The sequence below is a fragment of the Nocardioides sp. genome (assembly GCF_024509035.1).
Classification (GTDB): domain Bacteria; phylum Actinomycetota; class Actinomycetes; order Propionibacteriales; family Nocardioidaceae; genus Nocardioides.
This window is the reverse complement of the sequence record NZ_JANINT010000013.1, coordinates 1-13,782: the sequence shown is the minus strand read 5'-3', so window position 1 is coordinate 13,782 and position 13,782 is coordinate 1. Positions and strand designations below refer to the sequence as shown.

The window sequence follows — 13,782 nt, the reverse complement described above, 5'->3', positions numbered from 1 at the left end:
GTTATCGTCCGTTTCACGTCCGCGCCCGGGAGGGGCGCGGCTCTCGGGAGGAGAACACATGTCCATGCGCATGCACGCACGACTCGCCGCTCTCGGCGCCACCGCCGCCCTCGTGGGCGGCACCGCCCTGGTGGCCGCGCCGGCCGAGGCCAAGCCGGTCTCGCTCAAGAGCAGCTACACCTGCACCACGGCGCTGGGTGACCAGACGATGGCCGTGACGATCAAGATCGACCTGCCGACCAAGGTCAAGCGCTCGAAGGCGGTCGCCGAGCGCCCGGTCAAGATGACGGTGGTCATCCCGGAGAGCCTCGTGACGCCGATGCGGGACATCCTCGGCATCTCCGCGCTGTCCGGCTCGGCGAGCGACATCAAGTACAGCGTGGGGTCGAAGAAGGTGGCGCTCGCCGGCGTGACCATCCCGCGCACCGACGTGCCCGACAGCGGCGCGATGACGCTCCAGGCGCGGGGGACGGCCAAGGGCTTCAAGCTCAAGAAGCCCGGCACGTACGCCGTGAAGATCCCCTCGTCGTTCACCTTCAACGCCGACAACCAGGACGGGCAGCCGGTGCCGAGCTCGCCGTTCCCGTGCTCGGTGGCCGACGGCGCGCCGACCAAGCTCGGCACGATCAAGGTCACCCGCTGACCCACGCGTCCGGGCCGCTCGGTCACGGGTAGGCCGCGGGCCGACTCGGTTGGGCTGGTCATCGCACCGCGCCGTACGCTGGGCGGTGCGATGACCCACCCCGACGCCGGCCCCACGGCCTACCTCGACCACGCCGCGACCACCCCGATGGTCCCCGCGGCGGTCGAGGCGATGAGGGACCACCTCCTCGCGGTCGGCAACGCCAGCTCGCTGCACGCCTCGGGTCGGCGGGCCCGGCGCGTCGTGGAGGAGTCGCGCGAGACGATCGCCCAGGCGCTCGACTGCCGGCCCGGCGAGGTGGTGTTCACCTCCGGGGGTACCGAGGCCGACAACCTCGCCCTCAAGGGCATGTTCTGGTCGCGTCGTGGCGAGGACCCGCGCCGCACCCGGATCCTCACGACCGCGATCGAGCACCACGCCGTGCTCGACCCGCTGCACTGGCTCGTCGAGGCCGACGACGCCCGGGCCGAGCTGCTGCCCGTCGACGACCGCGCCCTGCTCGACGTCGAGGCGCTGCGCGCGTCCGTGGAGCGCGACCCCGACTCGGTCGCGCTGATCTCGGTCATGTGGGCCAACAACGAGGTCGGAACCCTGCAGCCGATCGACGAGGTGGTCGCGATCGCCGCCGAGCACGGCATCCCCGTCCACACGGATGCGGTGCAGGCGGTCGGCCACGTGCCAGTCGACTTCGCGGCCTGCGGTGTCGACGCGCTCACGCTCACCGGGCACAAGCTGGGCGGTCCCTACGGCGTGGGCGCGCTCGTGGTGCGCCGCGAGGTCTCGGTGAGCCCGCTCGTGCACGGCGGCGGGCAGGAGCGCGACATCCGCAGCGGCACGCTCGACACCCCGGCGATCGCCGGGTTCGCCGCCGCCGTCGAGCTGGCCGTCAAGCAGCGCGCCGAGGAGGCAGCGCGGATCGCCGCGCTCCGCGACGACCTGGTGCGACGCGTGATCGAGGTCGTCCCCGACGCCCACCTGCACGGCGCTGCGCCCGAGCACCGGCTGCCCGGCAACGCCCACCTCGGCTTCCCCGGCTGCGAGGGCGACTCGCTGCTCATGCTCCTCGACGCGCGCGGGATCGAGTGCTCGACCGGGTCCGCGTGCTCCGCCGGCGTGCCCCAGCCCTCCCACGTGCTGCTCGCGATGGGTTGCACCGACGAGGCGGCGCGGCACTCCTTGCGCTTCACCCTGGGCCACACCTCCACCCAGGCCGACGTCGACGCGGTCGTCGCGGCCATCGGGCCGGTCGTCGAGCGGGCCCGGGCAGCCCGGCGGTGACCCGCCCGGTGACTCAGCGATGAGGGTCCTCGCCGCCATGTCCGGCGGCGTCGACTCCGCGGTGGCCGCCGCGCGGGCGGCCGAGGCGGGGCACGACGTGACCGGCATCCACCTGGCCCTGTCACGCAACCCGGCGTCGTACCGCTCCGGAGCCCGCGGCTGCTGCACGATCGAGGACAGCAACGACGCGCGCCGTGCGGCCGACGTCATCGGCATCCCGTTCTACGTCTGGGACCTCAGCGAGCGCTTCCACGAGGACGTCGTCGAGGACTTCATGGACGAGTACGCCGCCGGCCGCACGCCCAACCCGTGCCTGCGCTGCAACGAGAAGATCAAGTTCGCGGCCGTGCTCGACCGGGCGCTCGGGCTGGGGTTCGACGCCGTCGCCACCGGTCACTACGCCCAGCTGCGCACCGGGCCGGACGGCCTCGTCGAGATGCACCGGGCGATCGACCACGGCAAGGACCAGTCCTACGTGCTCGGCGTCCTCGACCAGGAGCAGCTGCGTCACTCGATGTTCCCCCTGGGCGGCTCGACCAAGGCCGACGTGCGCCGCGAGGCGGCCGAGCGCGGGCTGCTGGTCGCCGACAAGCCCGACAGCCACGACATCTGCTTCGTCGCCGACGGCGACAACGCCGGCTGGCTGCGCGAGAAGCTCGGCGACCGCGCGCCCAACCACGGCGGCACGATCGTCGACGAGTCCGGCGAGGTGCTCGGCGAGCACGCCGGGACCTACGGCTTCACGATCGGGCAGCGCAAGGGCCTGCGCATCGGCCGGCCGGCCGCTGACGGCAAGCCGCGGTTCGTGCTCGACATCGAGCCGGTGTCCGGCACGGTCACCGTGGGCCCGCGCGAGCGGCTGGCCGTGCGCCGGCTGCGGGGCATCCGTCCGCGGTGGTGCGGCACGGTGCCCGAGCGGCTCGAGGGCACCGTGCAGCTGCGCGCGCACGGGGAGGAGCTGCCCGCCCGCGTGAGCGTGGGGGAGAGCGTCGACATCGAGCTGCTGGAGCCGGCGTACGGCGTGGCCCCCGGGCAGGCCGCCGTCGTCTACGACGGCACTCGCGTCGTCGGCTCGGCCACGATCGAGGCGACGGCGTGAGCCGGGCGAGCGGGGTCGGGTCCTATCCCGGCGACGACCAGGCGGCGTACGACGAGGCTGTGCGCCTCGTCGTCGGCGAGCTGGCGGCCGACCACGGCCTCCCGCACCTGCCCGAGGTCCCGGGGCGAGGCGCGGGCGCCGCGATCACGGGCCGTGGACTCGCCGTGGTCACCGAGCTCGGCGTCGACCTCCAGCCCGCGGGCTGGCGGTTGACGGGCACGATGAGCGGCTCCGGGGCGGACCACCGCCGCGCACGCAGCCTGCTCGCCCAGGACCTCGACACGCTCGAGGAGCAGACCCAGGACTACCGGGGCGCGTTCAAGATCCAGGTGGCCGGGCCATGGACGCTCGCCGCCACCGTCGAGCGCCCGCGCGGCGACAAGGTGCTCGCCGACTCCGGTGCCCGGCGCGAGCTGGCGCAGGCGCTCGCCGAGGGCCTCGGCGACCACGTCCGCGACGTACGCCGACGCCTGCCCGGCGTCGAGCGGCTGATCGTGCAGGTCGACGAGCCGGCGCTGGCCGCCGTGCTCGCGGCCGCGGTCCCGACCGCGTCCGGGTTCGGTCGCCACCGCACCATCCACCCACCCGAGGCGTCCGAGGCGCTCGCCTGGGTGCTCGACGCGATCGCGGCGGCCGGTGGCGAGCCGTGGGTGCACAGCTGTGCGGCCGGCACGCCGCTCGGGTTGGTGCGCGGCGCGGGCGCCCACGGCCTGTCGGTCGACCTCGCCGCGGCGTCGGCGGCCGACCACGACGTGCTCGCCGAGGCGCTGGAGGCGGGGCAGAGCGTCGCGCTCGGCGTCGTCCCGGCGCTCGACCCGGCTGAGGCCCCGTCGGACGCCTCGATCACCGAGGGCGTGCTGCGCTGGCTGGACATGGTCGGGCTCGACCTCGCCGAGGTGGGGGAGCGGCTGGTCCTCACCCCCTCCTGCGGGTTGGCGGGCGCCTCGGGTGCGTGGGCGCGCCGGGCGCTCGAGCTGCTGCACACCAGTGCCGCCAGCCTCTCGGGCTGACGCATCCCGTCGCGGGCGCACGGGTACCGGCCGGCCATGAGTGACCTGACGGGCAAGACCGTGGCCATCATCGCGACCGACTTCTTCGAGGAGGCCGAGCTCGTGCAGCCTCGTGACGCGCTGCGCGAGGCCGGCGCCACCGTGCGCATCTACTCGACCGGCACCGACCCGATCCAGGCCGTCGAGGGCGACACGACACCCACCCAGAAGGTGGAGGTCGACGGCACCCTCGACGACCTCGACGTCGGCACGGTGTCCGCGGTGGTGGTTCCCGGCGGCACCGTCAACGCCGACACGATCCGCACCGAGCCCCGCGCCCAGGACATCGTGCGCGAGGCGATGGAGCTCAAGCTGCCGCTGGCGGTGATCTGCCACGGGCCGTGGCTCCTGGTGTCGGCCGGCCTTGCGCGGGGGCGCCGGCTCACGAGCTACCCGAGCCTCGCCGACGACGTCCGCAACGCCGGCGGCACCTGGACCGACGAGGAGGTCGTCGTGGACGGCAACCTCATCACCAGCCGCAACCCCGACGACCTCCCGGCCTTCATCAAGGCCCTGGAGGACGCCCTGTCCTGACCGATCGGCTCACGCCGTACGGACGCGACGATGCCCACCCCCGCGAGCGGGGGTGGGCATCGTCTTGTGCCACCGAGTGGGAGGGGACTGTCTCAGCCCACGTGGACGGGGGGCTCGGGTCCGTCGGTGGCGAGCTCGCGGTGCTTGACGTTCAAGAACGCCCAGACGACGGCCGACGCTCCGAGCATCAGCGCCGAGCCCACCAGGAACGCGTGGGTGGCGCCCTCGGTGAACGTGGCCTGGAACCCGGCGAGGTCGAGGTAGCTCAGCGAGCTGCCGGGCACGGTCGCGCTCGGGTCGATGCCGTTCTGCTGCAGGCCCGAGGCCAGCTGGCCGCCGACCTCGTCGGCCCGGTTGTTGGTGAAGTGCAGGGCGACGGTGCTCAGGGTCGCCAGGCCCAGGGCGCCACCGACCTGCTGCATGGTGTTGAGCACGCCGGAGCCGATGCCGGAGTCCTCAGCCCGCACGTGGTGGACGGCGGTGAGGGTCAGGGGCACGAACACCGCGCCCATGCCGGTCGCCATGAGCACCACCCACGGGAAGATCGAGGTCCAGTAGTTGACGCCCGTGCCGGCCGGGTCGCCCTGCGCCATCGCCGCGAGCACGGCGGAGGGGGAGTCGTCGATCGAGATGCGCGAGAACGCGAACAGCGCGACCGAGGCCATCAGCGTGCCGACGCCGGCGATGTAGCGGGCGTCGATGCGGTTGACCAGGTTGGAGGAGATGCTCGCCCCCAGCACGATGCCGAACGAGAACGGGAGGAACGCGAACCCGGCCCGCAGCGGGCTGTAGCCCACGACCTGCTGGATGAACAGGCTGAGGAAGTAGAACATCGCGAACATCGCCGCCGGGGCGAGCATCATCGCGAGGAAGCTGGCGGCCCGGGTCTGGTTGCGGAAGATCCGGATCGGCAGCAGCGGGTGTGCCACGCGGGACTCGATGAACGCGAACGTCGCCAGGAGTGCGACGCCGGCCACGAGGGAGGCGATCGTCCACGCGTCGCCCCAGCCGTGGGCGGCCTCGCCGGCCCGGGTCAGGCCGAAGACAATGCCGAGCAGGCCGAGCGTGCCGGTGACGGCGCCGGGGATGTCCAGGTGGCCGTCACTGGACTCCGACTCCACCAGGATGCGGGTCGCGAGCAGGGCGGCGATGACGCCGACGGGGACGTTGATGAGGAAGGTCAGGCGCCACCCCTCGACGTCGAAGCCGAGGAAGCTGTCGAGCCCGGTCAGCCAGCCGCCGAGGATCAGGCCGACGGCCGCGCCGGCGCCGGACATGGCGGCGTACACCGCGAACGCGCGGTTGCGGGCGGGGCCGGCCGGGAACGTGGTGGTGATCAACGCGAGGGCGGCCGGTGACGCGAGCGCTGCACCGAATCCCTGGAGGCCCCGGGCGCCGAGCAGCAGGGCCTCGTTGGTCGCGATGCCGCCGAGGAACGACGCGGTCGCGAAGGTGAGCAGGCCGAGGCTGAAGATGCGGCGGCGGCCGTAGAGGTCGCCCAGGCGGCCGCCGAGGAGCAGCAGGCCGCCGAACGCCAGGGCGTAGCCGGTCACGATCCACGACAGGTTGGCCTGGTCGATGTCGAGGTCGGTGCCGATGAACGGCAGCGCGATGTTGGCGATGGTGGCGTCGAGGACCACCATCAGCTGGGCCACCGAGATGAGGACCAGGGCCCATCCCAGGTGGACGGTCTTGCCGGGTGGTGCGGTGGTGTCCGCGCCCTCGGCGCGCTCGGTGCTGGTGACGTCGCTCATCAGTCTTCCTGTTCCTTGAGGGAGTCCTTGTGGGACGGGAGGGGGGAGGGGTGTGTCGAGTCGGAGACCGGCCCGCGACAGGTGGCGGCCGGCAGGATGATCTGGTCGATCACGCGGGTGATCAGGTCGGCGTCGGGCTGCTCGCCCATGACGAAGACCCGGTGCAGCACGATCCCGGCCAGGGCGGGCTCGAGCAGGGAGAGGTCGACCTCGGGGCCGATCTCGCCGCGCTCACGGGCGCGCTGCCAGACCTGCTGGGAGAGCGCGATCTTGGGGCCGACCACCTCGCGGCGGAAGGCCTCGGCGAAGTCGGCGTCGCGGGCGATGGCGGTCAGCACGCTCGCGAACGTCGCGACGGTCTGCTGGTCCACCAGGCCGCCCATCCCGCAGAAGATGCCCTGCAGGTCGCCGCGCAGGGTCCCGGTGTCGGGGAGCTCGCTGACGCCCTTGGAGTGCTGGAGGGCCTCGATCACCAGGCTGACCTTGTTGTTCCACCGCCGGTAGAGCGTGGCCTTGGAGGCCTTCGCCCGGGCGGCGACGGCGTCCATGGTGAGCCGGTCGTACCCGACGTCGGCCAGCACCTCGAGCGTGGCGTCGAGGATCTCCTGCTCGCGGTCGCCCTCGATGCGGGGGCGCTCGGTGGGGGTCATCGTGTCCTTCGGCTTCCGTTCACATGGATGAAACGAAACGGTTTCGTTTCATCGCAGAACAGCGTAGGCACGCCTCCCATTCCGGCCCAACGGATATTTCGTGAACTTCTTCCCGCCACGCCTGGGAGTGGTCTGGACCGGAGCGTGGAGGACGGTGACCGGGCGGGGTGTCGGTCGGCCCCGGCACAATGACCTGCGTGAGCGACCCACGCGAGGAGCACCGCCGGCTGTCCGAGGAGATCGAGGACGCCCGCTGGCGCTACTACGTCCTCGACAGCCCGACGCTCGACGACGCCGACTTCGACCGCCGCATGCGGCGGCTGGAGGAGCTCGAGGAGCAGCTGCCGGAGCTGCGCACCCCCGACTCCCCGACGCAGAAGGTCGGCGGTGCCGTCTCCACCGACTTCACCGCCGTCGCGCACCTGCGCCGCATGGAGAGCCTCGACAACGCCTTCTCGACCGAGGAGGTCGAGGCGTGGTACGCCCGGCTCGGCCGCGACGGCATCGAGGCCCCCGAGCTGCTGTGCGAGCTCAAGGTCGACGGGCTCGCGATCAACCTGCTCTACGAGCAGGGCCGGCTGGTGCGAGCGCTCACCCGTGGCGACGGCACGACCGGCGAGGACGTCACCCCCAACGTCAAGACGATCGAGGCGGTCCCGCACCGCCTGCACGGCACCGAGGAGTTCCCGGTCCCCGACCTGATCGAGGTGCGCGGCGAGGTCTACCTCCCGGTCGCCGCCTTCGAGCGGCTCAACGAGTCGATGACCGAGGCCGGCAAGCCGGTCTTCGCCAACCCGCGTAACGCCGCCGCCGGATCACTGCGCCAGAAGGACCCCCGGGTGACGGCCACCCGCGCGCTGGGGATGGTCTGCCACGGCATCGGTGAGCGGCGCGGCTTCGAGCCGCAGGCCCAGTCGCATGCCTACGAGGCGCTCGCCGCCTGGGGCCTGCCGATCAGCGACCAGGTCCGGGTCGTGCCGACCCTCGCCGAGGTCGAGGGCTACATCGCCAACGCCGGCGAGCACCGCCACACGATCGTGCCCTACGAGATCGACGGCGTCGTGATCAAGGTCGACGACGTGGCGCTCCAGCGCCGCCTCGGCTCGACCAGCCGCGCGCCCCGCTGGGCGATCGCCTTCAAGTACCCGCCCGAGGAGGTCAACGCCAAGCTCCTCGAGATCCGGGTCAACGTCGGCCGCACCGGCCGCGTGACGCCGTACGGCGTCATGGAGCCGACCAAGGTCGCCGGCTCGACCGTCGAGAACGCCACGCTGCACAACTACTACGAGGTCGAGCGCAAGGACGTGCGGCCCGGCGACACGGTCGTCCTGCGCAAGGCCGGCGACGTGATCCCCGAGATCCTCGGCCCGGTGCTCGCGCTGCGCCCCGAGGGCCTCGCGCCCTGGGTCGGACCGAGCGAGTGCCCCGCCTGTGGCACCCCGCTGGTGGAGCAGAAGGAGGGCGACAAGGACCGCCGCTGCCCCAACCACCGGTTCTGTCCCGCGCAGGTGCGCGAGCGGGTCTTCCACGTCGCCGGGCGCGGTGCGTTCGACATCGAGGGCCTGGGCTACGAGGCGGCGGTCGCGCTGCTCGACGCCGAGGTGATCGCCAACGAGGGCGACGTCTTCGACCTGGACGCCGGCAAGCTGCTGCGGGCGCCGCTGTTCACCCGCGCACCCAAGAAGGGCGAGGACGGTCCCCAGCTCAGCGCCAACGGCCAGCGGCTGCTCGACAACCTGGCGAAGGCCACGCGGGTGCCGTTGTGGCGGGTGCTGGTGGCGCTGTCGATCCGCCACGTGGGCCCCACCGCGGCGCGGGCGCTGGCCCAGGAGTTCGGCTCGATGGCCGCGATCCGCGCGGCGACCGAGGCCGAGCTCGCCGCGGCCGAGGGTGTCGGGCCGACGATCGCCGAGGCGGTGATCGAGTGGTTCAAGGAGCCCTGGCACGTCGAGATCGTCGAGAGGTGGGAGCGCGCCGGGGTGACGATGGCCGACGAGCGCGACGAGTCCACGCCCCGCACGCTCGAGGGCCTGACGGTGGTCGTCACCGGGTCGTTGGTCGACTTCAGCCGTGACTCGGCCAAGGAGGCGATCCTGGCGCGCGGCGGCAAGGCCGCCGGGTCGGTGTCGAAGAAGACCGACTACGTCGTCGTCGGGGACAACGCCGGGTCCAAGGCCGACAAGGCCGAGCAGCTCGGCGTCCCCGTGCTCGACGAGGACGGCTTCAAGACGCTGCTGGAGGGTGGCCCCGCCGCGCTCGGGTGAGCCCGGGCGATGACCTGTGGCCCTGTGCTCGGGACGAACGCCTCTCGTGACGTGGATCTCACCGGGACCATGCTCGGGGGATCAGAGATCGGGCCCGCACGCACTGGGAGGTCGTCATGGTCGTGATCGCATTGATGGTGGTCGGCGGGATCCTGGCCGTGACGGTGGCCGTGTTCGCGCTGCTGCGCACCTGGGGACGGGACGTCAGCCACACCGAGGCCGAGCTGCACCAGCCGGCCGCGCACGCGGAGACGTTCCCGGTCCCACCCGGCCAGGACCCGGCCGTGCTGATGGGCGTGCTGCGCAGCGCCGGCTTCGTCGTGGTCGAGGAGACCCCTGACCGCCTGCTCGTCGGCTGCCCGAGCTCGCGCGACGCCGAGCGCGTCCGGCACCTGCTCGAGCACACCTACCAGCACTGAGCCGGCCGCGGTCCTCGAGGCTGGGCGACCGCGACCGGCGTGCTCAGGACTCGTAGGAGACCCCCGCCAGCTTGAGCTCGCCGCCGACGGGGCCCGAGACCGGTCCGCTGCTGCACTCGCCGGTCGTGGGCGCGCAGGTGGTGAGCTCGCGGGCCTTCAGGTCGACCGAGATCAGGTTGCCGGCCGGGGTCCAGCCGAAGTCCCAGGCCGGGCGGTCGATCGTCGCCACCTCGCCGGTGCGCAGGTCGACCACCGTGAAGCCCTGCTCCTCCCGCTCGTCCTGCTGGACGACCTTGGCGAAGCGGCCGTCGGGAGAGAGGGTGATGTACGGGTACCCGTCCGCAGGAGTGGAGTACACGACCTCGCCGGACCCCAGGTCGACCACGTCGATCGATCGCTTGCTGGAGCGGACGACGTACCCGCCCGCGACCTCGGGGACGCTCGACGCGCGGAGCGTCGTGCTGCTCACCTCGCGAGCGTGCCAGTCGACCGCCACGGTCTCGTCGTCGAGGCCGACGTAGACGAGACCCCCGTCGAGCTCGACGGGTGGTGCCTCCCACCCGCCCCAGGTGAACGCCCCGTCGACCGTGGTGCGCGAGAGCTCCTCGTCGGTGCTGACGTCGCGCACCACGACGTCCCACCGGCCGGGGCCGGCAGCGTCGGCGTACGCCACGACCGGTTGGTCCGGGTCGGTCGCCGGGACCCGGTCGCCCAGGTCGAGGTCGAGGCGGCGGAGGGTCCCGTCGGGTGCGACGAGCGAGTAGTGCGAGGGTCCCGGGTCGTCGGTCCACGGCGTCGTGCCGCTGCGGACGAGGAGGCCGGCGGAGGTGTAGTAGAGCACCTTCACCTTCTCGCCGACCTCGACGTTCCCGCCGTCGCCGAGGTGGACCGTCTCCCCGGTCGCGAAGGCGCCGTGGTCGAGGTAGGCCGCCGTCGCAGGGTCGACCCCCTTGCCGTCGGGCTGTCCGTCCTCGCCGGTGAGAGAGGCTGCGGTGAGGACGCCGGCCGCGACCACGGCGGCGAGGGCGCCTGCGCCCACTGCCTGGAACGCGCGCCGCCGACGGCGCAGGCGACGCCCCGCGTCGAGGATGCCGGCGGTCGATGGCGCGGGCACGGCGAGGTGGTCGGCCTCGTCGTGCAGGAGGGTGCTGAGTCGTTCGGTCACAGGGTGCTCCCCAGGTCGGCAGGGATGACCGCGTCGCCGAGGAGCACGCGCAGGCGGCCCAGGGCGTCGGAGGTCTGGCTCTTGACGGTGCCTTCGGTGATGCCGAGGGCCTGGGCGACCTCGCGCACGCTGAGGTCGTCGTAGTAGCGCAGCACCACCACCGCACGCTGCCGCGGAGCGAGGCTCCGCAGGGCGTCGACGACGGCCGGTCGGGTGCTGGGGTCTGTGTGGCTTGCACGCTCCGGAAGCAGCTCGGTCGGGCGCTCGTTGCGCCACCCCCGACGGCGGAACCACGTGGCGGCCGTCGTGGCGAGCACCGTGCGGGCGTACGCCGGAGCAGCGGCGGGGTCCTTCACCTGCCGCCAGGAGGCGTAGGTCTTCGCCAGGGCCGTCTGCACCAGGTCCTCGGCGAGCTGGTGCTCGCCGAGCATCAGGTACGCCGTGCGGTACAGGCCGGGCCACGCGGCGTGCACGAGCTCGGTGAACTCGTCGTCGGTCAGCTGTCTCGCCATCGATCCTCCTCGAGCGGTCGTGGAGTAGGACGCCGTGGCCACGGGATCGGTTGGGCCACCGGCGGGCGGCGCCGACCGGCTCTCCTAGGATGGACACCATGCCTGAGATCACCCGCGACGAGGTCGCGCACCTGGCGGACCTCGCCAGGATCGACCTGTCCGACGCCGAGCTCGACCACCTCGCGCCGCAGCTGACGGTGATCCTCGAGTCGGTCGCCTCGATCAGCGGCGTCGCCGGCGAGGACGTGCCGCCGACCTCGCACGCGCTGCCGCTGACCAACGTGTTCCGCGAGGACGTCACCACCCCGTGCCTGACCCCGGAGCAGGCGCTGTCCGGTGCTCCCGAGGTCGAGCAGCAGCGCTTCTCCGTCCCGCGGATCCTGGGCGAGGAGGCCTGATGTCCATCACCCGTCGCACCGCCGCCGAGATCGCGGACGCGCTCGCCGCCGGCGAGACGACCTCGGTCGAGGTCACCCAGGCCCACCTGGACCGCATCGCCGCCGTCGACGGCCCCGTGCACGCCTTCCTCCACGTCGACGCCGAGGGCGCGCTCGAGCAGGCGGCCGCCTCCGACGCGCGTCGCGCCGCGGGAGCTCCCGCCTCCGCGCTGGACGGCGTCCCGATCGCGGTCAAGGACGTGCTCGCGACCCGCGGCCTGCCGACCACCTGCGGCTCGAGGATCCTCGAGGGCTGGATCCCGCCGTACGACGCGACCGTGGTGCGCACGATCCGCGAGGCCGGCCTGCCGATCCTCGGCAAGACCAACATGGACGAGTTCGCGATGGGCTCCTCCACCGAGCACTCCGCCTACGGCCCCACCCACAACCCGTGGGACCTCGACCGCATCCCCGGTGGCTCCGGCGGTGGGTCCGCGGCGGCCGTCGCCGCGTTCGAGGCGCCGCTCGCGCTCGGCACCGACACCGGCGGGTCGATCCGCCAGCCCGGCGCCGTCACCGGCACGGTCGGCGTGAAGCCGACGTACGGCGGGGTCTCGCGCTACGGCCTCGTCGCGCTGGCCAACTCCCTCGACCAGGTCGGTCCGGTGACCCGGACCGTCCTCGACTCCGCGCTGCTGCACGAGCTCATCGGCGGGCACGACCCGCTCGACTCCACGAGCATCGACCAGCCGCTCCCGTCGCTCGTCGACGCCGCCCGTCGTGGTGCTGCCGGCGACCTCGCCGGTCTGCGCGTCGGCGTGATCACCGAGCTCTCGGGTGACGGGTGGCAGCCGGGCGTGATGACGCGCTTCCAGGAGTCGGTCGACCTGCTGGTCAAGGCCGGCGCCGAGGTCGTCGAGGTGTCCTGCCCGACGTTCGTGCACGCGCTCGCGACCTACTACCTGATCCTGCCCGCAGAGGCGTCGAGCAACCTCGCGAAGTTCGACGCGATGCGCTACGGCCTGAGGGTGTGGCCCGAGGGACGTCCCGACGCGAGCGCCGAGGAGGTGATGCGCGCGACCCGCGACGCCGGCTTCGGCGACGAGGTCAAGCGCCGGATCATCCTCGGCACCTACGCGCTGTCCAGCGGCTACTACGACGCCTACTACGGCCAGGCCCAGAAGGTGCGCACGCTGATCGCCCGCGACTTCGCCGCCGCGTTCGACCAGGTCGACGTGCTGGTCTCGCCGACGGCGCCGACCACGGCGTTCAAGCTGGGCGAGAAGCTCGACGACCCGATCTCGATGTACCTCAACGACCTGGCGACGATCCCGGCCAACCTCGCGGGCGTCCCGGGCATCTCGATCCCCAGCGGCCTGGCCGACGAGGACGGCCTGCCGGCCGGCTTCCAGATCCTGGCACCGGCGCTGGCCGACGACCGCCTCTACCGGGTCGGTGCCGCGCTCGAGGCCGCGCTGACCGAGCAGTGGGGCGGCCCACTGCTCGACAAGGCCCCTGCCCTGAACGGAGCGTCCGCATGAGCGACACCCTGGTGGCCTTCGACGACGTGCTCGCGTCGTACGACCCGGCGATGGGCCTGGAGGTCCACGTCGAGCTCAACACCGCCTCGAAGATGTTCTGCGGCTGCCCGACGGAGTTCGGCGCCGAGCCCAACACCCAGGTCTGCCCGACCTGCCTGGGCCTGCCGGGCGCGATGCCGGTCGTCAACGGCAAGGCCGTGGAGTCGGCGATCCGGATCGGCCTGGCGCTGAACTGCGAGATCGCGGAGTGGTGCCGGTTCGCCCGGAAGAACTACTTCTACCCGGACATGCCGAAGAACTTCCAGACCTCGCAGTACGACGAGCCCATCTGCTTCGAGGGCTACATGGACGTCGACGTGGACGGTGAGACGTTCCGGGTCGAGATCGAGCGCGCCCACATGGAGGAGGACACCGGCAAGTCGCTGCACGTCGGTGGCGCCACCGGTCGCATCCACGGCGCCGACCACTCGCTGGTCGACTACAACCGCGCCGGCATC

General features: G+C 72.6%; 13 protein-coding genes and 1 pseudogene. 10 read left to right on the top strand and 4 right to left on the bottom strand.

All coding sequences use genetic code 11. The annotated features are described in order from the left end of the window. Positions 1-58 precede the first annotated feature (58 nt). From Q0L15_RS01385 to Q0L15_RS01365, 5 genes are all read left to right on the top strand, one after another. Complete coding sequence (locus tag Q0L15_RS01385; RefSeq protein ID WP_296601708.1) at positions 59-643, top strand: DUF6801 domain-containing protein; 585 nt, start codon at positions 59-61, stop codon at positions 641-643. A gap of 90 nt (positions 644-733) precedes the next feature. Then, complete coding sequence (locus Q0L15_RS01380) at positions 734-1,921, top strand: cysteine desulfurase family protein (protein WP_296601707.1); 1,188 nt, start codon at positions 734-736, stop codon at positions 1,919-1,921. Between the two features lie 19 nt (positions 1,922-1,940). Next, complete coding sequence (gene mnmA / locus Q0L15_RS01375; protein ID WP_296601706.1) at positions 1,941-3,020, top strand: tRNA 2-thiouridine(34) synthase MnmA; 1,080 nt, start codon at positions 1,941-1,943, stop codon at positions 3,018-3,020. Then, on the top strand, positions 3,017-4,030 hold the full coding sequence (locus Q0L15_RS01370; RefSeq protein WP_296601704.1) for a methionine synthase: 1,014 nt from the start codon (positions 3,017-3,019) through the stop codon (positions 4,028-4,030). Before mnmA ends, Q0L15_RS01370 begins: the two co-directional genes overlap by 4 nt. Before the next feature lie 36 nt (positions 4,031-4,066). Continuing rightward, the gene (locus Q0L15_RS01365) at positions 4,067-4,603 is read left to right on the top strand and encodes a type 1 glutamine amidotransferase domain-containing protein (RefSeq protein WP_296601703.1); all 537 of its coding nucleotides are present in this window, start codon (positions 4,067-4,069) and stop codon (positions 4,601-4,603) included. A gap of 92 nt (positions 4,604-4,695) precedes the next feature. On the opposite strand, the gene Q0L15_RS01360 is transcribed toward Q0L15_RS01365, so the two are convergent. Continuing rightward, positions 4,696-6,357 carry an MFS transporter gene (locus Q0L15_RS01360; protein WP_296601701.1) on the bottom strand — a complete coding sequence of 554 codons (1,662 nt, stop codon included), beginning with the start codon at positions 6,355-6,357 and terminating at the stop codon, positions 4,696-4,698. After that, positions 6,357-7,007 carry a TetR/AcrR family transcriptional regulator gene (locus Q0L15_RS01355; RefSeq protein ID WP_296601700.1) on the bottom strand — a complete coding sequence of 217 codons (651 nt, stop codon included), beginning with the start codon at positions 7,005-7,007 and terminating at the stop codon, positions 6,357-6,359. Before Q0L15_RS01355 ends, Q0L15_RS01360 begins: the two co-directional genes overlap by 1 nt. A gap of 197 nt (positions 7,008-7,204) precedes the next feature. Here Q0L15_RS01355 and ligA point away from each other — a divergent pair, with 197 nt between their 5' ends. Together ligA and Q0L15_RS01345 are read left to right on the top strand one after the other, a co-directional pair. Next, complete coding sequence (gene ligA, locus Q0L15_RS01350) at positions 7,205-9,271, top strand: NAD-dependent DNA ligase LigA (protein ID WP_296601699.1); 2,067 nt, start codon at positions 7,205-7,207, stop codon at positions 9,269-9,271. A gap of 116 nt (positions 9,272-9,387) precedes the next feature. Next, positions 9,388-9,690, top strand: a complete 303-nt coding sequence (locus tag Q0L15_RS01345; protein WP_296601698.1) for a hypothetical protein — start codon at positions 9,388-9,390, stop codon at positions 9,688-9,690. A 43-nt stretch (positions 9,691-9,733) separates the two neighbouring features. Here Q0L15_RS01345 and Q0L15_RS01340 read toward each other — a convergent pair whose 3' ends face one another. After that, positions 9,734-10,855 (bottom strand): hypothetical protein, encoded by a 1,122-nt coding sequence (locus Q0L15_RS01340; protein ID WP_296601697.1) that lies wholly within the window; start codon positions 10,853-10,855, stop codon positions 9,734-9,736. Next, on the bottom strand, positions 10,852-11,367 hold the full coding sequence (locus tag Q0L15_RS01335; RefSeq protein ID WP_296601696.1) for a SigE family RNA polymerase sigma factor: 516 nt from the start codon (positions 11,365-11,367) through the stop codon (positions 10,852-10,854). The genes Q0L15_RS01340 and Q0L15_RS01335 overlap by 4 nt, the downstream gene beginning before the upstream one ends. 98 nt (positions 11,368-11,465) lie before the next feature. Here Q0L15_RS01335 and gatC point away from each other — a divergent pair, with 98 nt between their 5' ends. The 3 genes and pseudogenes from gatC to Q0L15_RS01320 all read left to right on the top strand — a co-directional run. Beyond that, on the top strand, positions 11,466-11,765 hold the full coding sequence (gatC, locus tag Q0L15_RS01330; protein ID WP_296601694.1) for an Asp-tRNA(Asn)/Glu-tRNA(Gln) amidotransferase subunit GatC: 300 nt from the start codon (positions 11,466-11,468) through the stop codon (positions 11,763-11,765). Beyond that, a complete protein-coding gene (gene gatA / locus Q0L15_RS01325) occupies positions 11,765-13,285 on the top strand; it encodes an Asp-tRNA(Asn)/Glu-tRNA(Gln) amidotransferase subunit GatA (protein ID WP_296601693.1) in 1,521 nt (506 codons plus the stop codon). The genes gatC and gatA overlap by 1 nt, the downstream gene beginning before the upstream one ends. Continuing rightward, positions 13,282-13,782, top strand: a pseudogene (locus Q0L15_RS01320) (Asp-tRNA(Asn)/Glu-tRNA(Gln) amidotransferase GatCAB subunit B); the annotation flags it as partial. The gene gatA and the pseudogene Q0L15_RS01320, both read left to right, overlap by 4 nt.